The sequence below is a fragment of the Streptomyces sp. DSM 110735 genome (assembly GCF_016482685.1).
Taxonomy (GTDB): Bacteria; Actinomycetota; Actinomycetes; order Streptomycetales; family Streptomycetaceae; genus Streptomyces.
This window is the reverse complement of the sequence record NZ_JACYHF010000001.1, coordinates 279,536-302,391: the sequence shown is the minus strand read 5'-3', so window position 1 is coordinate 302,391 and position 22,856 is coordinate 279,536. Positions and strand designations below refer to the sequence as shown.

Genomic DNA, 22,856 nt, shown 5'->3' with positions numbered 1-22,856 from the left:
TAGCCCCCTCCCGTGTCATCACCGCCCCGCCGAGGCAGCTCCACCGCGCCACCCCGACGACGCCCCGCCGGACCGCCGGAGGCTACGGCGTCACGGAGAAGTTCCGCAGGATCGCCGACACCAGCTCCGGGTCGCCCTCCGTCTTCAGGCGGTCGGCGACCGACTCCGGGGTCACGCGACCGCAGGCGAGTTTGAAGTAGGTCTCCCAGTCGAGGGTGAAGGAGGCGGCGGGACCGAGGGCGGGGGAGGTTTCGAGGGTGCCCCGGCCCTGGATGTCGACGCGGATCGTGCGGAGGAATTCCAGCGGTCCGTGGACGTCGAAGACGATGGCCGAACTGCGCGGCGCCTCCGCGTGCTTGGCGACGACCTTGGGGAGCGCGAGGAGGAGCAGGTCGCGGGTGACGTGGGCGCCCGGGGAGTCGAGGTTGCCGGGACGTCCGAGGGCGGTGCGCAGGTCCTGTTCGTGGACCCAGACGTCGAACGCCCGCCGCCGCATGGCCTCTTCGAGGGTGATCTCCTTGCCGAACGGTCCGCGCACCAGCGTGCCCGGCTCACGGGACTCGTTGCGGAGCTGCCGGTTGCGCCGGATGATCGTGTACTCCAGCTCGGACGTCATCTCCGGCGCCGTGTGATGGCGGCGGACGTCGACCTGCATCTCCATGTACCGCTGCTGCTCGTTGGTGACGTGGAAGAGGTCGCGGGGCAGCGCGTGGATCGGCCGGGGGTCGCCGAGCATCTCGCAGTCCAGGCCGATGACGTGCGAGACCACGTCCCGCACCGACCAGCCGGGGCACGGCGTGCGCCGGTTCCACTCCCCCTCGGCCAGCGGATTGACCAGCTCGGATATCGCGTCGACGGAGTGGGTCCAGGCATCGGCGTAGGGCTGGAGGGTGGGATGCAGACTCACGGAACGGGAACCCCTCGGCGGTCGGTACACGGGCAGAATCGAACGGCTTTGCCAGCGGGCGGCGGCTGCACTCGGCGGTCTGGAAACTCCCCGTGCCCGCGGCTTCGCACGAGCGGGGGAGACCCCCAAGTTACGCTGCTCCGATACCCCCCGGCAGTGCTTTCGTGTGACGATCGTAGGCCCGTGGGAACGACTCGAATGCCAGGACGGTGGTAGTGTGCGCGCCTCGCTGATCCAGATCGCTGTGGACGAGCGTGAATCGGTCGCTGACCGGCGACAACGCGCGGTCGCACTGGTGCGCGAGCAAGCCGGTGCCGACCTCGTGGTCCTGCCCGAACTGTGGACCACCGGCGCCTTCGCCTACGAGGACTTCGGTACCGAGGCCGAGCCGCTGGAGGGTCCCACCTTCGAGGCGATGGCCAAGGCAGCGGCGGACGCGGGCGTGTGGCTGCACGCCGGGTCGATCCCGGAGCGCGACCCCGAGGGACCCCTCTACAACACCTCGCTCGTCTTCTCCCCCTCCGGCGACCTCGCCGCCGCCTACCGCAAGATCCACCGCTTCGGCTTCGACAAGGGCGAGGCGGTGCTGATGGGCGCGGGCAGCGATCTGGTCACCGTCCGGCTGCCGGAGACCACCCTCGGTCTCGGCACCTGCTACGACCTCCGCTTCCCCGAACTCTTCCGCTCCCTGACCGCCGCCGGTGCCGAGACCCTGGTGCTCCCGGCGGGCTGGCCCGAACGGCGGCGCGCGCACTGGACGCTCCTGGCCCAAGCGCGGGCGGTCGAGAACCAGGCGTTCGTGCTCGCCTGTGGAACGGCCGGGACGCACGCCGGAGTTCCGCAGGCGGGTCACTCGATCGTGGTGGATCCGTGGGGCGAGGTGCTCGCCGAGGCGGGCGCGGACGAGGAGGTCCTGACCGTCGAGTTCGACCCCACGAAGGTCGCGGAGACCCGCGAGCAGTTCCCCGCCCTCAAGGACCGGGTGCTCGGTCTGGAGCCCCCGCGCCGCTGAACCCGGTCCCGCCGGACAGGCCCTAGTCCTCTTCCCTTTCCTTCTCCGCCAGGTGGATCACGCACACCGCCACCGCGATCAGCAGCGCCGGGTCCGCGTCGTCCCGTACGACGTCCACGCCGTAGGTCTCCCGTACCGTCAGCAGGCGGCGGGAGATCACGGCGAGGAGTTCGCCGTCGAACTCGATCGCGAACTCGCGGTCGAGGATCTTGCCGCTGACGTCGAGTTCGGTGCCGTCGGCCAGGCGGACGCGGTAGTGGTTGCGCAGCAGGGAGAGATGCTTGCGCTTGACGGTGGCCAGGCCCTCGCCGTCCCGTTCGATGACCATGGTGTCGCGCAGGGCGAACATCTTCTTGTGGATGTCGATCAGTACCCGGCCCTCGGCGTCCTTCAGTTCGAAGGTGTCGCGCAGCCGGAGCGCCTTGCCGTCGACGAGGTAGACCTTGCGACCCTGGTCGTCCTCGATCCAGTAGTCGTCACCGATGCCGAAGATGCGGTCGCGTACGAGGAATCTCATGACGGAACGGTTCCCCGGTGGGGACCGTTCCTCACTGCCCCGTCCGGCACTGCCCCGCCCGGCGGACCGAAGCGCCTGCGGTACTCCGACGGGCTCAGCCCCGTCTCGCGCCGCAGCCGCGCCCGCAGGTTCGCCGCCGTACCGAGCCCGCTGCGCGCCGCCACCACGTCCAGGCGCAGCTCGCCCCGCTCGATCAGCCGGCAGGCAAGCGCCACCCGCTCGCCGGTGAGCCACGCCAGCGGGGTCGTTCCGAGCCGGGTGCGGAAGCGGCGGTGCAGGGTGGCCGGGGAGAGCGCCGCGCGGGCGGCGAGGTCCGCCACCGTCAACGGATCGCCGAGCCGTTCCTGCGCCCAGGCGAGCAGCGGACCGAGCGAGCCGTCGGGGACCTCGGGCACCGGGCGCTCCACGAACTGCCGTTGCCCGCCGTCGCGGTGGGCGGCGAAGACCAGACGGCGGGAGACGGCGTTGGCCAGTTCCGCGCCGTGGTCGAGGCGCCAGATGTGCAGACCGAGATCGAGGGCGGCGGCGCTGCCGGACGCGGTGAGCACGTCGCCGTCGTCGACGTAGAGCACGTCCGGCTCCAGCAGGACCTTCGGGTGCAGCTCCCGGAAGGCGTCCGCCCAGCGCCAGTGGGTGGAGGCGCGGCGCCCGTCCAGCAGACCCGCCTCCGCGAGCGCGAAGGTGCCGGTGCAGAAGCTGACGACGCGGGTGCCGCGCGCGTGCGCGTCGCGGATGGCGTCCAGGACGGCGGGGCGGCGCGGGACCACGTTGTCCGGGCGCCCCGGCACGATCAGGGTGTCCGCCTCCGCGACCGCCTCCAGACCCGGCACCCCGGCCAGCGTGAAGAAGCCGTGGTTCATCCGCACCTCGGGGTCGGGCGCGCACAGCGTGACCTCGTACAGCGGTCCGGGCAGACCCAGCTCGGGGCGGGGCAGTCCGAACAGCTCGGTGGCGACGCCCACCTCGAAGGGGTTGGTGCCCTCGTCCACGATCACGGCGACCCGGTGCGGGCGCCCCGGCACCGGAGACTGAGAGGATTCTTGCGCCATGTGCGATTTCTAGCACTCGTGCGGCACCGGCGCGCGCCGCAGCATGGAGCCATGGCAACCAGCGAACCCCAGTCCCTGGAGACGGTCCTCGCCTCCTTCTCCGACCAGTGGAGCCCGCGCATCGTCACGTCGGTCAACGACTACGACGTCCGGGTCGCCAAGGTCGAGGGCGAACACCTCTGGCACGCGCACGACGACACCGACGAGTTCTTCCTCGTGCTCTCCGGCGAGCTGCACATCGCCCTGCGCGAGCCCGCGGGTGAGCGCACCGTGAAGCTGCCCAGGGGCTCCGTCTTCACCGTCCCGCGCGGCACCGAGCACAAGCCGTACGCCCCCGTCCCCACCGAGATCCTGCTCCTCGAACCCACCGGCACGCTCAGCGTGGGCGACCGGCACGAGGAGATCCCGGACCACGTGGACGCGACGATCGGCCACGCGCTCGACTGACCCGGTCCCGTACGGTCGGCGGTATGACAGCGAAGTCGAAGGCTCCGGCGCCCCGGGTGCAGCTCGTCATCGGCATCGTCCGCCGGGGCGGGGAGGTCCTGCTCGTCCGGGAGGCTCTCGGCGCCCACGGCGAGCAGCTCTGGTCGCTGCCCGGCGGCGGGGTCGAGGACGGCGAGCTGATGCACGAGGCGCTCCGGCGCGAGCTGCGCGAGGAGACCGGGCTCACGGTGGGCGACCCGGTGCGCACCGCGTTCCTCCTGCACATCGACTCCGAGAGCCACCCCTCCGCGCTGGCCGTCGCCTTCGAGGTCGACCGGTGGGAGGGGGAGGTCGCGCCGGAGGACAGCGACATCGAGCGCGCCGCCTTCTTCCCCGTCGCTGAGGCGCTCCGGCTGCTCGGCGACCTCGACAGCGCCGTGCAGCGCGAGCCCGTCGTCGGCTATCTCAGCGGGACGGTCGCGCCCGGGAGCACCTGGATGTACCGCTACCGGGACGGCGAGGAGACCCTGCTCGCCCGCTGGTGACCGGCGCGCCCGGGACCCCGCCCGCCGGTGACCGGACGCGCGCCGGGTGTGACGTCGTACGGCGGTTACGGGGTGTTCGCACGCGAGTGGCACCCTTGACACATGACCGACTCCGCACCTCGTCGTACCCGTGTCCGCGCCCCCGAGCTGATCGGCAAGGGTGGCTGGCTGAACACGGGCGACCAGCAGTACACCCTTGCCGACCTGCGTGGACGCATCGTCGTCCTGGACTTCTGGACCTTCTGCTGCATCAACTGCCTGCACGTCCTGGACGAGCTGCGCGAGCTGGAGGAGCGGCACCGGGACACCGTGGTGATCATCGGCGTGCACTCCCCGAAGTTCGTCCACGAGGCCGAGCACCAGGCTGTGGTGGACGCGGTCGAGCGGTACGGCGTGGAGCACCCGGTCCTGGACGACCCGGAGCTGGCCACCTGGAAGCAGTACGCGGTGCGCGCCTGGCCGACGCTCGTGGTGATCGACCCCGAGGGGTACGTCGTCGCGCAGCACGCCGGTGAGGGGCACGCGCACGCGATCGAGAAGCTGGTCGAGGAGCTGGAGACCGAGCACGAGGCGAAGGGCACCCTGCGCCGGGGCGACGGACCGTACGTCGCGCCCGAGCCCGAGCCGACCGTGCTCCGCTTCCCCGGCAAGGCGCTGCTGCTGCCCTCGGGGAACTTCCTGGTCAGCGACACCACGCGGCACCAGTTGGTCGAGCTGGCGGCGGACGGCGAGTCCGTCGTGCGCCGCATCGGCTCCGGCGACCGGGGTCTGACGGACGGCGCCGCCGCGCAGGCGTCCTTCAACGAGCCGCAGGGTCTCGCGCTCCTCGACGACGGCGCCGTGGTCGTCGCGGACACCGTGAACCACGCGCTGCGCCGCCTCGACCTCACCACCGGCGAGGTGACCACCCTGGCGGGTACCGGCAAGCAGTGGATGCAGGGCAACCCGACCTCGGGACCGGCGCGCGAGACCGCGCTGTCCTCCCCGTGGGACGTCGCCGTCTTCGGCGGCAAGGTGTGGATCGCGATGGCGGGCGTCCACCAGCTCTGGACGTACGACCCGCGGTCGGGCACCGTCGAGGTCGCCGCCGGTACCACCAACGAGGGTCTGGTCGACGGTCCCGGCACCGAGGCGTGGTTCGCGCAGCCCTCCGGTCTCGCCGCGACCGAGGACCGGCTCTGGCTCGCGGACGCCGAGACCTCCGCGCTGCGCTGGGTCGACCTGGACGGTCATGTCCACACGGCGGTCGGCACCGGTCTCTTCGACTTCGGACACCGCGACGGCGCCGCCGAACAGGCGCTGTTCCAGCACCCGTTGGGCGTCACCGCGCTGCCGGACGGCTCGGTCGCCGTCGCGGACACCTACAACCACGCCCTGCGCCGCTACGACCCCGCCACCGGCGAGGTCACCACGCTCGCGACCGATCTGCGCGAGCCGAGCGACGCCGTGCTGGTGGGCGAGGACATCGTGGTCGTGGAGTCGGCGCGGCACCGGCTGACCCGGCTGCGGCTGCCCGAGGAGGCGGTCCGGGTGGAGGCGGTCGCCCACCGCACCCGGCGCGCCGCGACCGAGGTGGCTCCCGGGCGGCTGCTCCTGGACGTGATCTTCCAGGCGCCGGCGGGTCAGAAGCTGGACCTGCGTTACGGTCCCTCGACCCGGCTCCTGGTCTCCTCCACCCCGCCCGAGCTGCTGCTCAAGGGCGAGGGCGCGGACACGGACCTGAGCCGCGAGCTGGAGCTGAACCCGGCCGTCACCGAGGGTGTGCTGCACGTCTCGGCGATGGCCGCGTCCTGCGACGACGACCCGGCCAACGAGTACCCCGCCTGCCATGTCCACCAGCAGGACTGGGGTGTTCCGGTCCGCCTCACCGAGGCGGGCGCGGACCGGCTGCCGTTGGTCCTTGCCGGGATGGACGAGCGCTAGGAACAGGCGGGTTCGGGCCGGGACTTCTCACGTCCCGGCCGCTCAGACGCCGTAGCCGTCGTTGTACCCGTCGCGGTGCGCGTGGTGGTGGTGCGGTTCCTCCTCGACGATGGGGGTCGCCGGGGGCATCACCACGCGCCGACGGCGCGCGATGCCGCTGAACGTGGCCAGACCGATCAGACCGACGGCCATGAAGATGACGCCGACCAGGTCGAGGTTGACCCCGCTCATGTGCCAGTCGGTGGCGAACGTGAGGATCGCGCCGACGGCGATCAGGATGATGCAGCCTCCGAGGCCCATGAGGACTCGCCTCCCCTTCACGGTTCCGGAATCTCCGGTCCCGCTCGGGTACCCGGCATTACCCCAACTAGCCCTCCAGGAAAGCCGCGAGGGCGTTCGCGAGGAGGAACGGGTCGTCGGCGCCGCACAGTTCGCGCACGCTGTGCATGGACAGGATCGCCACGCCGATGTCGACCGTGGCGATGCCGTGCCGGGCAGCGGTGATCGGTCCGATGGTGGTGCCGCAGGGCATCGAGTTGTGCGAGACGAAGGTCTGGTACGGCACTCCGGCCCGCTCGCACGCGGCGGCGAACAGGGCGCGCCCCGAACCGTCCGTGGCGTAGCGGTTGTTGACGTTCACCTTGAGGATCGGTCCGCCGTTCAGGCGCGGGTGGTGCGTCGGGTCGTGCCGCTCCGCGTAGTTGGGGTGCACGGCGTGACCGGTGTCGGAGGAGAGACAGACGGTCCCGGCGAAGGCACGGGCGCGGTCCTCGAAGGTGCCGCCCCGGGCGAGCACGGAGCGCTCCAGGACGGTGCCGAGGAGCGGGCCGTCGGCGCCGGTGTCGGACTGCGAGCCGGTCTCCTCGTGGTCGAAGGCGGCGAGCACGGGGATGTGCGGGAGCGGCTCGCCGGAGCTCGCGGCGGCGATCAGGGCGGCCGTACCGGCGTGCACGGACAGCAGGTTGTCCATGCGGGGACCGGCGACCAGCTCGCGGTCCCGGCCCAGGTAGGCGGGCGGCTCGACGGGGTACGCCATCAGGTCCCAGCCGGTGACCGAACCGGCGGGCAGCCCCGCCTCCTCCTCCAGGAAGGCGATCAGGTCGCCCTCGCGGACGTCGTCCCCGAGACCCCACACGGGCTGGAGGTGGCGCTGCTTGTCGAGCTTGAGACCGTCGGTGCTCACCGTGCGGTCCAGGTGGATGGCGAGCTGCGGCACGCGCAGCAGCGCCCGGTCGACGTTCACCAGGGCTGTGCTGCCGTCGCGGAGGCTGAGCCGCCCGGCGATGCCGAGGTCGCGGTCGAGCCAGGAGTTCATCAGCGGGCCGCCGTAGATCTCCACCGCGACCTGCCGGAAGCCGTGCGCGCCGCTGTCCGGCTGCGGCTTGATCCTCAGGCTCGGGGAGTCGGTGTGCGCCCCCACGATCCGGAACGGGGTGTGCGGTTCGGCGCCCTCGGGGACGTACCAGGCGATGATCGCGCCGCCGCGCAGCACGTACCGGCCACCGGTGCCGGTGCCCGCCGGGGTGTCCCAGGCGTCGGTCTCCGCGATCTGACGGAAGCCCGCCTTCTCCAGCCGCGCGGCGGCGTTCGCCACCGCGTGGTACGGCGTGGGACTCGCCGCGAGGAAGCTCATCAGGTCGTCGGTGTGGCCGCGGTCGAAGCGGGACGGTGCGCTCATGGCGTTTACCTTAACGACGTGCGCGGGCCCGCTCCCGGCAAGAGGGGAGCGGGCCCGCGGCAGTTGGCGGTGCCGGACTGCGAGAGCCTAGAACGCCGCCTCGTCCAGCTCCATCAGGTCCAGGTCGACGGAGCCCGCGACCTTGCGGGCCAGGGTCACGCCGGGCAGGACGTTCGCCGCGAAGAACTTCGCCGCCGCGATCTTGCCGGTGTAGAACGCCTTGTCCTTGGCGGAGGCGGTCTGAAGCTTCTCGGCGGCGACGGCGGCACCGCGCAGCAGCAGGTAGCCGACGATCACGTCACCGGAGGCCATCAGCAGGCGGGTGGTGTTGAGGCCCACCTTGTAGATGTTCTTGACGTCCTGCTCGGTGGCGGCGAGGTCGGTCAGCATCAGACCGACGATCGCCTCCAGCTCCACGGCAGCCTTGGCCAGGTGCTCGCGGGCGCCCGCCAGCTCCTCGCCGCCGGTGCCGAGCGCGAGGAACTTCTTGATGTCCTCGGCGAGGGAGTTCAGCGCGGCGCCCTGGTTGCGGACGATCTTCCGGAAGAAGAAGTCCTGGCCCTGGATCGCGGTGGTGCCCTCGTAGAGGGTGTCGATCTTGGCGTCGCGGATGTACTGCTCGATCGGGTACTCCTGGAGGAACCCGGAGCCGCCGAAGGTCTGCAGCGACTGGGCGAGCTGCTCGTAGCCCTTCTCGGAGCCGTAGCCCTTGACGATCGGCAGGAGCAGGTCGTTCAGCGCGTGCTCGGTGGAGGCGTCCTCGCCGTTCGCCTCCTTGACCGCGATCGCGTCCTGGACCGAGGCGGTGTGGAGGACGAGGGCGCGCATGCCCTCCGCGTACGCCTTCTGCGTGATCAGCGAGCGGCGCACGTCGGGGTGGTGCGTGATGGTGACCTTGGGCGCGGCCTTGTCCATGAAGTTCGCGAGGTCGGGACCCTGGACGCGCTCCTTGGCGTACTCAAGCGCGTTGAGGTAGCCCGTCGACAGCGTGGAGATCGCCTTCGTGCCGACCATCATGCGGGCGAACTCGATGATGCGGAACATCTGGCGGATGCCGTCGTGCTTGTCGCCGATCAGCCAGCCCTTGGCGGGGTGGCGGTCGCCGAAGGTCATCTCGCAGGTGTTGGACGCCTTGAGACCCATCTTGTGCTCGACGTTGGTCGCGTAGACGCCGTTGCGCTCGCCCAGCTCGCCGGACTCGCCGTCGAAGAGGAACTTCGGGACGAGGAAGAGGGACAGACCCTTGGTGCCCGGACCGGCACCCTCGGGACGGGCGAGGACGTAGTGGAGGATGTTCTCCTCCATGTCGTGCTCACCGGAGGTGATGAAGCGCTTCACGCCCTCGATGTGCCAGGAGCCGTCCTCCTGCTGGACCGCCTTGGTGCGCCCGGCGCCCACGTCCGAACCGGCGTCCGGCTCGGTGAGGACCATGGTGGAGCCCCAGGTCTTCTCGACCGCGATCTTCGCCCACTGCTTCTGCTCCTCGGTGCCCTCCTCGAAGAGGATGCGCGCGAACGCCGGACCGGAGGAGTACATCCAGATCGCCGGGTTGGCGCCGAGCACCAGCTCCGCGTACGCCCAGATCAGGGACGGCGGGGTGTTGGTGCCGCCGATCTCCTCGGGCAGACCGAGCCGCCAGTACTCGGAGTCCATGAAGGCTTTGTAGCTCTTCTTGAACGTCGCGGGGACCGGCGCGGTGTTCGTCTCGGGGTCGAAGACCGGGGGGTTGCGGTCGGCGTCGGCGAACGACTCCGCCAGCTCGTTCTCCGAGAGCCGGGTCAGCTCCGCCAGGACGGACTTGGCGGTGTCGGTGTCCATCTCCTCGAACGGTCCGGTGCCGTAGAGCTTGTCGCGGCCGAGGACTTCGAAGAGGTTGAACTCGATGTCGCGGAGATTGGACTTGTAGTGCCCCATTGGTGACTCCGTCAGGTCTCGGCGAGGCACTGACTCCTCGCATCTGGTTCACGTACCAACTAGTAGCTCCGATGATGCTACCCGTCGGTAATAAGAAGCAACCCCGCCGCCCCCCTCCGTGCTCTTGGCCGCCTCGTACAACCCCGGGTGGAGTTTCCACTACAACCCCGAGACGGTGAACTTCTTCGACGTGGCCATCGAGGTCTGCGACGCCACCCTCCCCTACGTGGAGGAGAACCTCGACGAGGCGGGCGGCGCCTTCCTGCCGGGGGCCGTCTGGTGCCCCTGGAGTTCTCGTCTGACGCGTGAGGTTCAGGCTCCGTAGGCCACACGGGCGAGGCGGCTCGGTACGCTAACGCGCATGTACGGCTACGACCAGAACGTGGGCGCTCAGCAGCAGTACGTCCCACCGCAGCAGCAGATGCCCGGCGGTGTCGGCGGATACGGCCAGCAGCCGCCGCTCTACCCCGAGCCGTCCCCGCCCTCCCTCGCGGACGCGGTGCGCGCGTTCACCACGGGCTCGATGTCCGCCGAGGACTTCCAGCAGGTGTTCGCCACGTCCAAGGTGTACTGCCCGCGCGGCGACACCCCTGGCTTCCTCGCCCTGCACAACACCCAGCAGCCGGTGATCCCGATGTTCACCTCGCTCAAGGAGCTGCGGCGGTACGCGGGCAAGGAGTCCAAGTACTTCGTGATCACCGGCGCCGAGGTGATCGACCTCCTCCCGACCGGCTACGGCTTCGTGGTCGACATGGAGGGCGAGCACCGGATGGTGTTCGACGCGAAGGCCGTCGAGCAGATGGTCGAGTTCGCGATGCGCCGCATGTATGGCGGCTGACGAGTGCGTCGTCCCGTGGCGGGCCCGGAGGGAATTTCCTCCGGGCCCGCTCTGTTGTGGGTGGCAGAAAGTTCAACGCTCAACTAAAGTGGTCCCACAAGGAGGTACCGACCATGCCCGCAGTGACCGTCGAGAACCCGTTGACGCTGCCCCGTGTGACCGCTCCCGCCGACGCCGTAGCGCGTCCGGTGCTGGCCGTCACGACCGCTCCGAGCGGTTTCGAAGGCGAGGGCTTCCCGGTGCGCCGGGCGTTCGCCGGCATCAATTACCGTCACCTCGACCCGTTCATCATGATGGACCAGATGGGCGAGGTGGAGTACGCGCCGGGCGAGCCCAAGGGCACCCCCTGGCACCCCCACCGGGGCTTCGAGACCGTGACGTACATCATCGACGGCGTCTTCGACCACCAGGACTCCAACGGCGGTGGCGGCACCATCACCAACGGCGACACCCAGTGGATGACGGCGGGCTCCGGTCTGCTGCACATCGAGGCTCCGCCGGAGCAGCTCGTCGTCTCGGGCGGTCTCTTCCACGGGCTCCAGCTCTGGGTGAACCTCCCGGCCAAGGACAAGATGATGGCCCCGCGCTACCAGGACATCCGCGCGGGCAGCGTGCAGCTCCTCACCTCCCCGGACGGCGGCGCGCTGCTGCGCGTCATCGCCGGTGAGCTGGACGGTCACGAGGGGCCCGGCATCACGCACACCCCGATCGTCATGGTCCACGCGACCCTGGCACCGGGCGCCGAGATCACCCTGCCCTGGCGCGAGGACTTCAACGGTCTGGCGTACGTGCTCGCCGGACGCGGGTCGGTCGGCACCGAGCGGCGCCCGGTCCACACCGGTCAGACCGCCGTCTTCGGCACCGGCTCCTCGCTGACGGTCCGCGCCGACGAGAAGCAGGACGCCCACACCCCCGACCTCGAGGTCGTCCTCCTCGGCGGACAGCCCATCCGCGAGCCCATGGCCCACTACGGCCCGTTCGTCATGAACACCAAGGAACAGCTCATGCAGGCTTTCGAGGACTTCCAGAAGGGCCGCCTCGGCACGGTCCCCGCGGTCCACGGCATGACCCAGGCGGGCCCGGAGGCGTAAGCCTCCGGCTGTGAACCCCGCCGCCCGGCAGACAACGGAGTCTGCCGGGCGGTGGCGTGTGGGCACAGGTCGGGGGTCCAGGGGGCGGAGCCCCCTGGGACGGTGCGCCGGGGGACGGTCACTCACCCACCCGGCCCGCCGCAGCACGACAGCCGACCTCACGGCGTGATCCGCTGAAAAGGTGCCGCTACTGCCCGACCCCGTCCGCCGCTTCGCGGCCTGGTGCGTCGTACTGCTCCTCGTCGCCGGGGTCGGCTGGGTGGCCATCCGCCTCTGCGGCGAGCTGCGCACAGCGGTCGTACCCGTACTGCTCGCGCTTCTCGGCACCGCCCTCCTGGGCCCCCTGTACCGGTGGATGGTCCGCGCCAAGCTCAACGCCAGCCTCGCCGCCGCCCTCACCTGCGTGGCCGTCGTCGCCGTGGTCGGGGGCGCCGTCTACATCGTCGTCGCCGCCCTCGTGGACACCGGCGACCAGATCATCGCCTCGCTGAGAGACGCCGCCAACGCGGTCGCCCGGCACTTCGGCGCCGCCGGGACCGGACTGGACGACCTCGCCGCCAACTCCCGCAAACTGCTGGAGAAGTTCGGCGGCACGGCGGTCTCCAACGTCATCAGCGGCGTCAGCATCGTCGGCGAGACCATCGCCATCGCCGTCCTCGCCCTGCTCCTCGTCTTCTTCTTCCTGCGCGACTCCCACCGCGCCCTCACCGCCCTGCGCACCCTTGCCCCCGGCGACACCGCCGACCTGATGGAAGCGATGGCGCGCCGCGCCTTCGAGGCGATCGAGGGGTTCATGCGCGGCACGACGCTCATCGCGCTCATCGACGCCGTCTGCATCACCATCGGTCTGCTGATCCTGCGCGTCCCCGGCGCGGTAGGGCTCGGCGCGCTCGTCTTCGTCAGCGCCTACATCCCCTACCTCGGCGCCTTCCTCTCCGGCGCGGTCTCCGTCCTGGTCGCGCTCGCGGACCGGGGTTTCGTCATCGCGCTGTGGGCGCTCGGGGTCGTCCTCGCCGTACAGGTCCTGGAGGGGCATGTGCTCCAGCCCGCCATCCAGAGCCGTACCGTCCAGATGCACCCGGCCGTGGTGATGCTGACGATCACCGCAGGAGCCTCGGTCGCCGGCATCCTCGGCATGCTGCTCGCGGTGCCGCTCACGGCGGCGTTCTTCGGAGTCGTGGGCGAGCTGCGGACACGGTACGAGGAGCGGTCCTAGAGCGGGTCGACCAGGTCCCAGTCGATCGCCGCCGCGTCCCCGCCCTCCCCCTCCTTCTCGTACAGCTCGAACCAGATGCTCTTGCCCTTCCCCTGCGGCTCGACCCCCCACGCGTCCGCCAGCAGCTCGATCAGCATCAGACCGCGCCCCGAGGACGCCAGCTCACCCGGGCGCCGCTTGTGCGGCAGGTCGTCACCGGTGTCGGTGACCTGCACCCGCAGCCGTCGCGCCCCGCTCTGCCCGAAGACCTCGGCGAGCAGCAGCGCGTCCGCGTCGGTGTGCACGAGCACGTTGGTGCACAGCTCGGAGACCAGCAGCACCGCCGAGTCCACCTGGTCCGGGGACGCCCAGTCGTGCAGCAGCTCGCGCAGATACTGCCGTGCCTCCGCGATCCGCTCGGGCTCGTCCTGCGCGACCGAGAGCAGCGTGCTGCGCACCCGGGTGCGCGCGGTCGCCGCCTCCTCCCGCTCGGGCTCCCCGCCCCGGTACAGCAGCAGGACCGCGATGTCGTCCTCGCGGCGGTCGGTCAGCGGACCGGTGGTGTGGTGGGAGGAGGGTCCGTGCACGCCCTGCACCAGCGCGTCCGCCAGTTGCTCCAGACCGTGCTCGCGGTCCTCGTCCGGGACGGCGTGCTCCTCCAGGATCGCGCGCACGCGCCGCCAGCCGCTCTCCATGTCGTGGCCGCCGGTCTCGATCAGCCCGTCGGTGCACAGCATCATCGTCTCGCCCGGCTCCAGGGTGAACCGGGTCGTCGGATAGTCGGCATCCGGGTCGACGCCCAGCGGTGGCCCGCCCGCCGTCGGACGCGTCATCACCGTGCCGTCCGCCATCCGGACCACCGGATCGGGGTGCCCCGCGCGGGCGACCTCCAGGCGCCCCGTCGCCGCGTCCGCCTCCGCGTACAGACAGGTCGCGAAGCGCAGATGGGCGAGGTCCTCGTCGTGCGTGATGCCGTGCAGGAAGCGGGAGGCGCGGGAGAGCACGGCGTCCGGGCGGTGCCCCTCGGCGGCGTAGGCGCGCAGGGCGATGCGCAACTGGCCCATCAGCCCCGCCGCCCGGACGTCGTGCCCCTGGACGTCCCCGATGACCAGCGCGAACCTGCCGCCGTCGGAGCCGCGCCCGGTGGCTCCGCCGGGCAGCGGGATCATGTCGTACCAGTCGCCGCCGACCTGGAGTCCGCCGCCGGTCGGTATGTAGCGGGCGGCCACGTTCATGCCGGGTATCCCGGCGATCAGCGAGGGCAGCATGGAGCGCTGGAGGCTGTCGGTCAGCTCCCGCTGGGTCTCGGCGGCGCTCGCCCGCGACAGCGCCTGCGCGAGCATCCGGGCCACCGTGGTCAGCACGGCGCGCTCGTCCGGGGTGAACGCCACCGGATGGCTGAACGCCGCCATCCAGGCGCCCATCGTGTGCCCGCCCGCCGTCAGTGGCAGGAACGCCCACGAGCGGCGCCCGAACCGCTCGGCCAGCGGCCAGGCGGCCGGATAATGCTCGCGGTAGTCGCCGGGCGAGGAGAGATAGACGGCGCGGCCCGTGCGCACGACCTCGGCGGCGGGATAGTTGGTGCTCAGCGGCATATGGGTGAAGGGACCGTCGTCGCCGGGGGCGTAGCCGTGGTGACCGATGATCGTCAGCCGCTCGCCCTCCACCCCGAACACCGCGAGACCGTCCGGCGAGAACCCCGGCATCGACAGCCCCGCCGCGACCCGCAGCACCTCCTCCGTCGAGCGCGCCTCCGCCAGCGCCCGCCCCGCGTCCAGCAGGAACGCCTCCCGCGAGCGCCGCCAGTCGCCGGTGACCGCGCTGCGCGCCGACGACGTGCCCGGCGCGGGCTCCGTGACCTCCTGGAGGGTGCCGATCAGTTCGTACGCGCGCCGGTCGCGGTCGTACGACGGCTTGGAGCGGCTGCGCACGGTGCGCAGCACGTTCCCCTGCTCGTCGATGATCCGGATGCGCACCTCGGCCAGCGTGCCCTCGGCCACCGCGAGCGGCACCACCCCGGTGATCTCGTTCCAGTCGGCGGGGTGCAGCCGGGCGCGGGTCTGGTCCTCGGTGAGCGTGGTGGGGCGCGCGGGGAGCCCGAGCAGCCGCGCCGCCTCCGCGTCCACGGTGACCAGTGCCGTCGCCGTGTCCCAGTGCCACAGTCCGGTCGCGAGAGCGGCGAGGATGTCCCCGGTGCCCGGAAGCGGCTCGCCTGTACGCATTGCCCCACTTTAAGAAGAGGTGGCCCGGGACTGCCACCGAGGATCGGCGGACGGTAATGGTGGGGAGCCGATCTTGGCGTGCCCGGTACCCTTGATGGGTCCGGGCCCCGTGCCCGTTCTCGCCGGGGAGAGCAACCCCGGCAGACCCGAAGCGCAAAGGACGATGAACGACGATGCATCGGTACAGGTCCCACACCTGCGGGCAGCTCCGCGCCTCTGACGTCGGCACCGACGTCCGGCTGAGTGGCTGGCTGCACAATCGTCGCGACCTGGGCGGCATCCTCTTCATCGATCTGCGTGACCACTACGGCATCACGCAGTTGGTCGCCCGCCCCGGCACCCCCGCCTACGCGGCGCTGGACACGCTCTCCAAGGAGTCCACGGTCCGCGTCGACGGCCGCGTTGTTTCACGTGGAACCGAGAACGTGAACCCCGAGCTGCCCACCGGCGAGATCGAGGTCGAGGTCACGGAGGTCGAGCTGCTCGGCGCCGCGGCTCCGCTGCCCTTCACCATCAACGCCGAGGACGGCGTGAACGAGGAGCGGCGCCTGGAGTACCGCTTCCTGGACCTGCGCCGTGAGCGGATGCACCGCAACATCATGCTGCGCACCGCGGTCATCTCCACCATGCGCCAGAAGATGTCCGCGATGGGCTTCAACGAGATGGCGACGCCGATCCTGTCCGCCACCTCCCCCGAGGGCGCCCGCGACTACGTCGTGCCCTCGCGCGTCCACGCGGGCCGCTTCTACGCCCTGCCGCAGGCGCCGCAGCAGTTCAAGCAGCTCCTGATGATCTCCGGCTTCGACCGGTACTTCCAGATCGCGCCCTGCTTCCGCGACGAGGACGCCCGCGCCGACCGTTCGCCGGGCGAGTTCTACCAGCTCGACGTCGAGATGAGCTTCGTCGAGCAGGAGGACGTCTTCCAGCCGATCGAGAAGCTCATGACCGAGCTGTTCGAGGAGTTCGGCGGCGGGCGTCACGTCACCTCGCCGTTCCCGCGCATCCCGTTCCGCGAGGCGATGCTCAAGTACGGCTCCGACAAGCCGGACCTGCGCGCCAAGCTGGAGCTCGTCGACATCACCGACGTGTTCGAGGGCTCGGCGTTCAAGGCGTTCGCGGGCAAGCACGTGCGCGCCCTCGCGGTGCCGGACGTCGCGGGTCAGAGCCGCAAGTTCTTCGACGGTCTGGGCGAGTTCGCCGTCTCGCAGGGCGCGCAGGGTCTGGCCTGGGTCCGCGTCGGCGAGGACGGTTCGCTGACCGGTCCGATCGCCAAGTTCCTCACCGAGGAGAACGTCGCCGAGCTGACCAAGCGTCTGTCGCTGGCTCCCGGTCACGCGGTGTTCTTCGGCGCGGGCGAGTTCGACGAGGTCTCCAAGATCATGGGCGCGGTACGCGTCGAGGCGGCCAAGCGCGCGGACCAGTTCGAGGACGGCGTCTTCCGCTTCTGCTGGATCGTCGACTTCCCGATGTACGAGAAGGACGAGGAGACGGGGAAGATCGACTTCTCCCACAACCCGTTCTCGATGCCCCAGGGCGGTCTGGAAGCCCTGGAGACCCAGGACCCGCTGGACATCCTGGGCTGGCAGTACGACATCGTTTGCAACGGCGTCGAGCTGTCCTCCGGCGCGATCCGGAACCACGAGCCCGAGATCATGCTCAAGGCGTTCGAGATCGCGGGCTACGACCGTGACACGGTCGAGGACAAGTTCGCGGGCATGCTCCGCGCGTTCCGCTTCGGCGCCCCGCCGCACGGCGGCATCGCCCCCGGCGTCGACCGCATCGTCATGCTCCTCGCGGACGAGCCCAACATCCGCGAGACGATCGCCTTCCCGCTCAACGGCAACGCCCAGGACCTGATGATGGGCGCCCCGACCGAGCTGGACGAGTCCCGCCTGCGGGAGCTGCACCTGAACATCAGGAAGCCGCAGCCGAAGTAGCAGGCGATGCGCGCGAGACGGCCCGGCTCCTGGTGAGCCGGGCCGTCTCCGTTACTCCTCCGTCTGATCGGGGTCGGCGCCGTCCTCCAGGAGCCGCTCACCGATGTCGTCGGACCAGTGCTGCGCCCAGGCCCGCAGGGCGGAGACCTCGTCGCGGGGAAGCCCGTAGCGCGTGAAGTCGCCGTCCGGGTAGAAATCGGTCCCGGTCAGCCGCTCCTGCAGCGTGGGCAGATCGAACACGTCGTAGGCGTGCCGCCGCCCCAGCTCCTCCAGCTCGGGCAGCGAGAACCGCTCCGCCGCCGCCCGCGCGTCCACGAGATCGACGGCAGCGCCCCGGTCGTACAGCGCCCGCACCTTCGTCCCTACGGCGTCCTCCAGCGACAGCGCGGGACCGTACTCCGTCAGCGCGGCGGGCTGCCAGAGCGCCTCCTTGTGCAGCGCGAGCGCGATCTCCTCCCCGGTCGGCGGATCGCTCACGGTGAGCTGCGCGCTGAACGCGGACACGCCCCCGCCCCGCACACCCCGCCCCCGCGCCTCCAGCACCCCGGTCAGCTCCCGCACGATCGTCTCCAGACCCACCGCGCTCTCGGTGGCGAAGTCCAGGTTCCGGTGCGCCCGGGAGACGACCCCGTGCGCTTGGAGGGCGTACCCACCGGCGAGCACGAGCGGATACGCCATCCCGGCGCCGACGACATCGGCGAGGAGACGGCGGTGGGGTTCGGGGACGTTCACGGCCTGGCCAAGGGGAGCGTTCCTGTGCTGCTCTGACAGCCTGAACCTTCCCAGACCCGCCCTGCCATCACCCTCCGGGGCTCGGTTCCGGACCTGGATTTCATCCTCCGGGCGCGTCCTCGGAGACCGTAGTGATCAGCTCTTCCGCACGGGTGACCGTGGGAGCGAGGTCGAGCCAGCGGGCCAGGACCTTCAGATCGGTCCGAGTGGCGATGTAGCCGTGGATCTCGTCGGACATGGGGACGTCACGCTGCTCAAGAATCCTGAGGATCGCGAAGGCCCAGCCCTCGGCGTACCCCTGGGTCCAGCCGGCCTTGTGGTCGGCGCTCCAGCGCTGGATTCGGGCGTGCATGTCGGCCAACTCTTCTGCCGAGATCTCGCCCCTCTGCGCGCGTTCCCTCAGACTCGCGCAAAAGAAGTGCGAGATCTTGACCGGATCAATGCCCCATGCGAGCTGCAGGGCCATGATCCGGAATTCCCCCGCGAGCTCTTCCTCCACCTCGGTGTTCACACGGGCAAGCTAGGAGCCCTGTGGCGACGCGGTCTGGGTAACAGGGGGCGTTCACTCTTCCGAGCAGCAGGGCTGCTGCCCTCATGGCTTCGTCCAGGATCGAGTGCAGCTCCTGCAGAGCTTCCTGGGCGATGGCGGGGTTCTCGTGTTCCAGCGTGTTCTGCGCGCGGGTGAAGCGGGAGGACAGGTCGGGGCGGCGGGCGATCTCGATGTCCCGGGCCCAGAGGAGGGCCCGGCTCCTTACGGGGCTCAGGGACTGCCATTCGACGGCCTTGGCGAACGCGGGCACGGGTCCGCGGGAGCCGTATCGCTCCCGCGGACCCGTGCCCGTCCGAGTGGTGTTACGCCTCCGTGCCGCCGAAGCGCTCCTTGTATGCCTCCAGGTCGTCGTCCGTCAGCTTGGCGAAGAGGACCGGGGGGACGGTGAAGGGGGTGCCCGACGGGACCGTGGTGAGGGACTTGGCCTCGGGCTCGGTGATCCAGGTGGCGGTGTCGTCCGGGAGGGTGAAGGCGGCGCGCATCGCGGCCGAGGAGGACGGGATGAAGGGTTCCGAGACCACCGAGTAGAGGTGGATCAGGTTCATCGCGGTGCGCAGGGTGAGGGCGGCGCCGTCCTTGTCGGTCTTGATCTCCAGCCAGGGCGCCTTCTCCTCCAGGTAGGAGTTGCCGGCCGACCACAGGGCGCGCAGGGCGGACGCCGCCTTGCGGAACTGGAGCGCCTCCATCTGGGTCTCGTACTCCGCGAGCAGCCCGGCGATCTCCTCGCCCAGGCGCGCCTCCGCCTCGCCGGGCTCGCCGCCCGCCGGGACCTCGTCGCCGAAGCGCTTGCGGGAGAACGACAGGACGCGGTTGACGAAGTTGCCCAGCGTGTCCGCCAGGTCCTTGTTGACCGTCGCGGTGAAGTGCTCCCAGGTGAAGGACGAGTCGTCCGACTCGGGGGCGTTGGCGATCAGGAAGTAGCGCCAGTAGTCGGCGGGCAGGATGTCCAGCGCCTGGTCGGTGAAGACGCCCCGCTTCTGCGAGGTGGAGAACTTGCCACCGTAGTACGTCAGCCAGTTGAACGCCTTGACGTAGTCGACCTTCTTCCACGGCTCGCGCACGCCCAGCTCGGTCGCCGGGAACATCACCGTGTGGAACGGGACGTTGTCCTTCGCCATGAACTGCGTGTAGCGCACGGTGTCGTCCGCCTCGTACCACCACGACTTCCAGTCCCGGTTCTCCGGGTCCTGGTCCGCCCACTCCTTCGTCGCGCCGATGTACTCGATCGGGGCGTCGAACCAGACGTAGAAGACCTTGCCCTCGGCGGCCAGCTCCGGCCAGGTGTCCGCCGGGACCGGCACGCCCCAGTCCAGGTCACGGGTGATCGCGCGGTCGTGCAGACCCTCGGTCAGCCACTTGCGGGCGATGGAGGAGGCGAGCTGCGGCCAGTCCTGCTCGTGCCGGGCCACCCACTCCTCGACCTCGTGCTGGAGCTTGGACTGCAGCAGGAAGAGGTGCTTGGTCTCGCGGACCTCAAGCTCCGTGGAGCCGGAGATCGCCGAGCGCGGGTTGATCAGGTCCGTCGGGTCCAGCACGCGGGTGCAGTTCTCGCACTGGTCGCCGCGCGCCTTGTCGTAGCCGCAGTGGGGGCAGGTGCCCTCCACGTAGCGGTCCGGCAGGAAGCGGCCGTCGGCCGGGGAGTAGACCTGGCGGATCGCCCGCTCCTCGATGAAGCCGTTCTCGTTCAGCTTCCGGGCGAAGTGCTGGGTGATGTCGCGGTTCTCGGCGGAGGAGCTGCGGCCGAAGTAGTCGAAGGCGAGCGCGAAGCCGTCGTAGACCGCCTTCTGCGCGTCGTGCGCCTGCGCGCAGAACTCGTCCACCGCGAGACCGCGCTCCTTGGCGGCCAGCTCGGCGGGGGTGCCGTGCTCGTCGGTCGCGCAGATGTACAGGACGTCGTGGCCGCGCTGGCGGAGGTACCGGGAGTACACGTCCGCCGGGAGCATGGACCCCACCATGTTGCCCAGGTGCTTGATCCCGTTGATGTACGGAAGGGCGCTGGTGATGAGGTGTCGAGCCATCGGGGGCTGCTCCCAGGTCGCTACGGGTACGAACCTTGAAATCGTAGCCGACGTGTGTATGCCGCCCGCCTCCCGTTTTACGGGGTGGACGCGGGCGGCATACGGGGAGCTCGTGGTGGTGGTTCCCTTACGGGCGCCAGCCTGCCAGGACGCCCTCGTACAGCTCGGTGTCCGTCAGCTCGCGGGGGGTCGGGCCCGCGTGGAAGAAGGACGTGTTCGGGGTCTTCAGCTTGCGGAGGTAGTCGAACGCCTTGTTGTCGTGCTCACCGAAGGCGACGAAGGAGAAGAAGACGTTGGGGTGGGTCTTCGCGGCGTTCGTCAGGGCCTGGGTGGCGGGGGTCTTCGCGTCGGGGGCGCCGTCCGTCTGGAAGATCACGAGTGCCTTGTCGGCGGGGGTGTGGTGCTGGTCGTAGTGAGCGAGTACGGCTTCCACGGCGGCGTGGTAGCTGGTACGGCCCATGCGGCCGAGGGTGGCGTGCATGTCGTCGACGGTGTCGGTGGTGCCGGGGGTGAGGTCCGTGGTGCCGTCCACTTCCGTGGAGAAGAAGACGACGTGGACTGCGGGGGCGTTCTTGTCCAGCTCCGTCGCCAGGGCGAGGGTCTGGTCGGCGAGTGCCTGGGCGGAGCCGTCCTTGTAGTACGGGCGCATGCTCGCGGAGCGGTCCAGGACGAGGTACGTCTTTGCGGGGGTTTTGGTGAGGTCGGCTTTTGCGAGGGCGGTGGCGGCGGGGGTGTCGTTGGCGGGGGGTGCGTCAGCCTGGTCCGCCTCGGCTTCGCGGGGTTCGCCTTCGGCGGGAGCGGGGGGCTGAGCTCGGTCCGCCTCGGCTTCGCCTTCGGCGGCGGTCCGGTTCCCACCCGCACCACCCGTGCGGCTTTCGTTGTCGGGTGCGGGTGGCCCCTGGGGGGCGGTCTCGCCGTCGGCGGGCGCCGGGTCCGTGGTGGCTTCGGGTGCCGTCGTGGCTTCGGCGGGCTCAGGCTGCGCGTTCTGGGTCGGCTCGGGCTGAGTGGCCGTCTCCGGCTCGGGGGCGGGGGTGGCTTCCGCCGACGGGGTCACCGGCGCTGTGGGCTCGGGCGGCGTCGCTTCGGTCAGCGGCTCGTTCTCCGGCTGTGCTTCCGCGTCCGCCGTCTCGGACACCGCCGTGATGTCGAGTTCGCTCGCCTCGATCTCCGTGCGCTGCGCGGGGACCTGGGCGGTGGCTTCGGGGGTCTCCGGCTCCGTCGCCTCGGCTTCCGCCTGCGGCTCAGCGACCTCGGTGGTCTCCGGCTCCGCCCGCTGCTCGGGCACCTCGGGCTCATCCAGCTCGGCCGTTGCCTCCGGCTCCGGCGCCTCGATCTCGGCCGTGACCGTTGCCTCTACGTCCTCGGGCTCGCCGGTCTCGACCCGCTGCTCGGCACCCTCGGGCTCCGTGACCTCAGCCTCGCTCGACTCCACCGGGGCCAGCGACGCCTCGGTGACCTCGGGCTGGCTGGGCTCCGCCGCAACAGGCGTCTCCGCGACCTCAGCCTCGACGGGCTCGGCCGTAACCGCCGCCTCAGCGGTCTGAGCCTCGTCGGGCGCGGTCGTAATCGCCGGCTCCGCCGTAACAGTCGTGTCCGCTGCCTCAGCCTCGTCCGGCGCGGTCGTGACCGTTGCCTCCGCCTCCTCGGGCTCGCTCGGCTCCGCCGTAACAGCCGTCTCTGCGACCTCAGCCTCGTCGGGCTCCGCCGTAACCGCCGCCTGAGCGGTCTCAGCCTTCTCCGGCTCCGCCGTAACCGCCGTCTCGGGCTCGCTCGGCTCCGCCGTAACCGTTGCCTCGGCCGCCTCAGCCTTCTCCCGCTCCGGCGTCACAGCCGTGTCCGCTGCTTCAGCCTTGTCCGGCGCGGTCGTGACCGTTGCCTCGGCCGTCTCAGCCTTCTCCTGCTCCGCCACAGCAGCCGTCCCGGCGACCTCAGCTTCGTCCGGCTCCGCCGTGACCGCCGCCTCAGCAGGCGCAGCCTTCTCCGGCTCCGCCGCAACAGCCGTCTCCGCAGCCTCAGCCTCGTCCGGCTTCGCCGCAACCGCTGCCTCGGTCTTCTCCGGCTCCGCCGTAGTCGTCCCCCGGGTCTCGGACGCGCCCGACTCCGCCGCCTGCTGGCGCGGGACCGTTACGTCGTCGAAGGCTGCGGAGACCAGCTCGTGTTCGCGGGGTTCCGGGACGGTGGGGGCATTCTCTGGGTCGGTGGGACGCTCTTTGCGGCGGCCGAACGCGTTCCTCAGGAGAGTGAGAATGCCCATGTGCGCAACCCTTCGCGTGAGTTGATGCCGATCGCTGGCCAGGACGGA

20 protein-coding genes and 1 pseudogene are annotated in these 22,856 nt (G+C 70.6%); 9 read left to right on the top strand and 12 right to left on the bottom strand.

Translation table 11 applies throughout. The features are described 5' to 3' along the window. Window positions 1-82: 82 nt before the first annotated feature. Window positions 83-907, bottom strand: coding sequence for a maleylpyruvate isomerase family mycothiol-dependent enzyme (locus IF655_RS01345; protein WP_199581532.1), 825 nt, complete (start codon window positions 905-907; stop codon window positions 83-85). 217 nt (window positions 908-1,124) lie between these two features. On the opposite strand from IF655_RS01345, the gene IF655_RS01340 reads away from it, so the two are divergent. Continuing rightward, entirely contained in the window at window positions 1,125-1,919 is a 795-nt protein-coding gene (locus IF655_RS01340) for a carbon-nitrogen family hydrolase (protein WP_199581531.1), read from the top strand. A 22-nt stretch (window positions 1,920-1,941) separates the two neighbouring features. Here IF655_RS01340 and IF655_RS01335 read toward each other — a convergent pair whose 3' ends face one another. Together IF655_RS01335 and IF655_RS01330 are read right to left on the bottom strand one after the other, a co-directional pair. After that, complete coding sequence (locus IF655_RS01335; protein WP_199581530.1) at window positions 1,942-2,436, bottom strand: LURP-one-related/scramblase family protein; 495 nt, start codon at window positions 2,434-2,436, stop codon at window positions 1,942-1,944. Beyond that, complete coding sequence (locus tag IF655_RS01330; RefSeq protein WP_199581529.1) at window positions 2,433-3,485, bottom strand: GlxA family transcriptional regulator; 1,053 nt, start codon at window positions 3,483-3,485, stop codon at window positions 2,433-2,435. The genes IF655_RS01335 and IF655_RS01330 overlap by 4 nt, the downstream gene beginning before the upstream one ends. 51 nt (window positions 3,486-3,536) lie before the next feature. Here IF655_RS01330 and IF655_RS01325 point away from each other — a divergent pair, with 51 nt between their 5' ends. From IF655_RS01325 to IF655_RS01315, 3 genes are all read left to right on the top strand, one after another. Beyond that, complete coding sequence (locus IF655_RS01325; RefSeq protein WP_199581528.1) at window positions 3,537-3,932, top strand: cupin domain-containing protein; 396 nt, start codon at window positions 3,537-3,539, stop codon at window positions 3,930-3,932. A 23-nt stretch (window positions 3,933-3,955) separates the two neighbouring features. Next, window positions 3,956-4,456: an NUDIX hydrolase gene (locus IF655_RS01320; RefSeq protein WP_199581527.1), complete on the top strand. Its 501-nt coding sequence runs from the start codon at window positions 3,956-3,958 to the stop codon at window positions 4,454-4,456. Between the two features lie 102 nt (window positions 4,457-4,558). Continuing rightward, window positions 4,559-6,379 (top strand): thioredoxin-like domain-containing protein, encoded by a 1,821-nt coding sequence (locus tag IF655_RS01315; RefSeq protein WP_199581526.1) that lies wholly within the window; start codon window positions 4,559-4,561, stop codon window positions 6,377-6,379. A gap of 42 nt (window positions 6,380-6,421) precedes the next feature. On the opposite strand, the gene IF655_RS01310 is transcribed toward IF655_RS01315, so the two are convergent. The 3 genes from IF655_RS01310 to IF655_RS01300 all read right to left on the bottom strand — a co-directional run bounded on the left by IF655_RS01310 (window position 6,422) and on the right by IF655_RS01300 (window position 9,971). Further along, a complete protein-coding gene (locus tag IF655_RS01310; protein WP_199581525.1) occupies window positions 6,422-6,679 on the bottom strand; it encodes a DUF6458 family protein in 258 nt (85 codons plus the stop codon). A gap of 67 nt (window positions 6,680-6,746) precedes the next feature. Beyond that, window positions 6,747-8,057: a M18 family aminopeptidase gene (locus IF655_RS01305; protein ID WP_199581524.1), complete on the bottom strand. Its 1,311-nt coding sequence runs from the start codon at window positions 8,055-8,057 to the stop codon at window positions 6,747-6,749. 87 nt (window positions 8,058-8,144) lie between these two features. Next, window positions 8,145-9,971, bottom strand: a complete 1,827-nt coding sequence (locus IF655_RS01300; RefSeq protein ID WP_199581523.1) for an acyl-CoA dehydrogenase — start codon at window positions 9,969-9,971, stop codon at window positions 8,145-8,147. Between the two features lie 124 nt (window positions 9,972-10,095). Here IF655_RS01300 and IF655_RS01295 point away from each other — a divergent pair, with 124 nt between their 5' ends. The 4 genes from IF655_RS01295 to IF655_RS01280 all read left to right on the top strand — a co-directional run bounded on the left by IF655_RS01295 (window position 10,096) and on the right by IF655_RS01280 (window position 13,116). After that, a complete protein-coding gene (locus IF655_RS01295; RefSeq protein WP_242488481.1) occupies window positions 10,096-10,296 on the top strand; it encodes a hypothetical protein in 201 nt (66 codons plus the stop codon). Window positions 10,297-10,332: 36 nt separating this feature from the next. Beyond that, window positions 10,333-10,809, top strand: a complete 477-nt coding sequence (locus IF655_RS01290) for an SseB family protein (protein WP_018547734.1) — start codon at window positions 10,333-10,335, stop codon at window positions 10,807-10,809. A gap of 113 nt (window positions 10,810-10,922) precedes the next feature. Beyond that, window positions 10,923-11,900, top strand: coding sequence for a pirin family protein (locus tag IF655_RS01285; RefSeq protein WP_199581522.1), 978 nt, complete (start codon window positions 10,923-10,925; stop codon window positions 11,898-11,900). 181 nt (window positions 11,901-12,081) lie between these two features. Next, window positions 12,082-13,116: an AI-2E family transporter gene (locus tag IF655_RS01280; RefSeq protein WP_199581521.1), complete on the top strand. Its 1,035-nt coding sequence runs from the start codon at window positions 12,082-12,084 to the stop codon at window positions 13,114-13,116. Here the strand turns inward: IF655_RS01280 and IF655_RS01275 are convergent. Then, window positions 13,113-15,317, bottom strand: coding sequence for a SpoIIE family protein phosphatase (locus IF655_RS01275; RefSeq protein ID WP_199581520.1), 2,205 nt, complete (start codon window positions 15,315-15,317; stop codon window positions 13,113-13,115). The two genes, IF655_RS01280 and IF655_RS01275, sit on opposite strands and share 4 nt — an antisense overlap. 173 nt (window positions 15,318-15,490) lie before the next feature. Between IF655_RS01275 and aspS the strand changes: the two genes are divergently transcribed. After that, on the top strand, window positions 15,491-17,254 hold the full coding sequence (gene aspS / locus IF655_RS01270; RefSeq protein WP_199581519.1) for an aspartate--tRNA ligase: 1,764 nt from the start codon (window positions 15,491-15,493) through the stop codon (window positions 17,252-17,254). A gap of 51 nt (window positions 17,255-17,305) precedes the next feature. Here the strand turns inward: aspS and IF655_RS01265 are convergent, their stop codons facing one another. The 5 genes and pseudogenes from IF655_RS01265 to IF655_RS01250 form a co-directional block, all read right to left on the bottom strand. Continuing rightward, the gene (locus IF655_RS01265) at window positions 17,306-17,986 is read right to left on the bottom strand and encodes a hypothetical protein (RefSeq protein WP_199581518.1); all 681 of its coding nucleotides are present in this window, start codon (window positions 17,984-17,986) and stop codon (window positions 17,306-17,308) included. A 100-nt stretch (window positions 17,987-18,086) separates the two neighbouring features. Continuing rightward, a complete protein-coding gene (locus IF655_RS01260) occupies window positions 18,087-18,497 on the bottom strand; it encodes a hypothetical protein (protein ID WP_199581517.1) in 411 nt (136 codons plus the stop codon). Between the two features lie 76 nt (window positions 18,498-18,573). Next, window positions 18,574-18,780 (bottom strand): annotated as a pseudogene (locus IF655_RS30950) (hypothetical protein); the annotation flags it as partial. Window positions 18,781-18,838: 58 nt separating this feature from the next. After that, window positions 18,839-20,554 (bottom strand): methionine--tRNA ligase, encoded by a 1,716-nt coding sequence (gene metG / locus IF655_RS01255; RefSeq protein WP_199581516.1) that lies wholly within the window; start codon window positions 20,552-20,554, stop codon window positions 18,839-18,841. Between the two features lie 127 nt (window positions 20,555-20,681). Further along, window positions 20,682-22,808, bottom strand: coding sequence for a VWA domain-containing protein (locus IF655_RS01250; protein WP_199581515.1), 2,127 nt, complete (start codon window positions 22,806-22,808; stop codon window positions 20,682-20,684). Window positions 22,809-22,856: the final 48 nt, after the last annotated feature.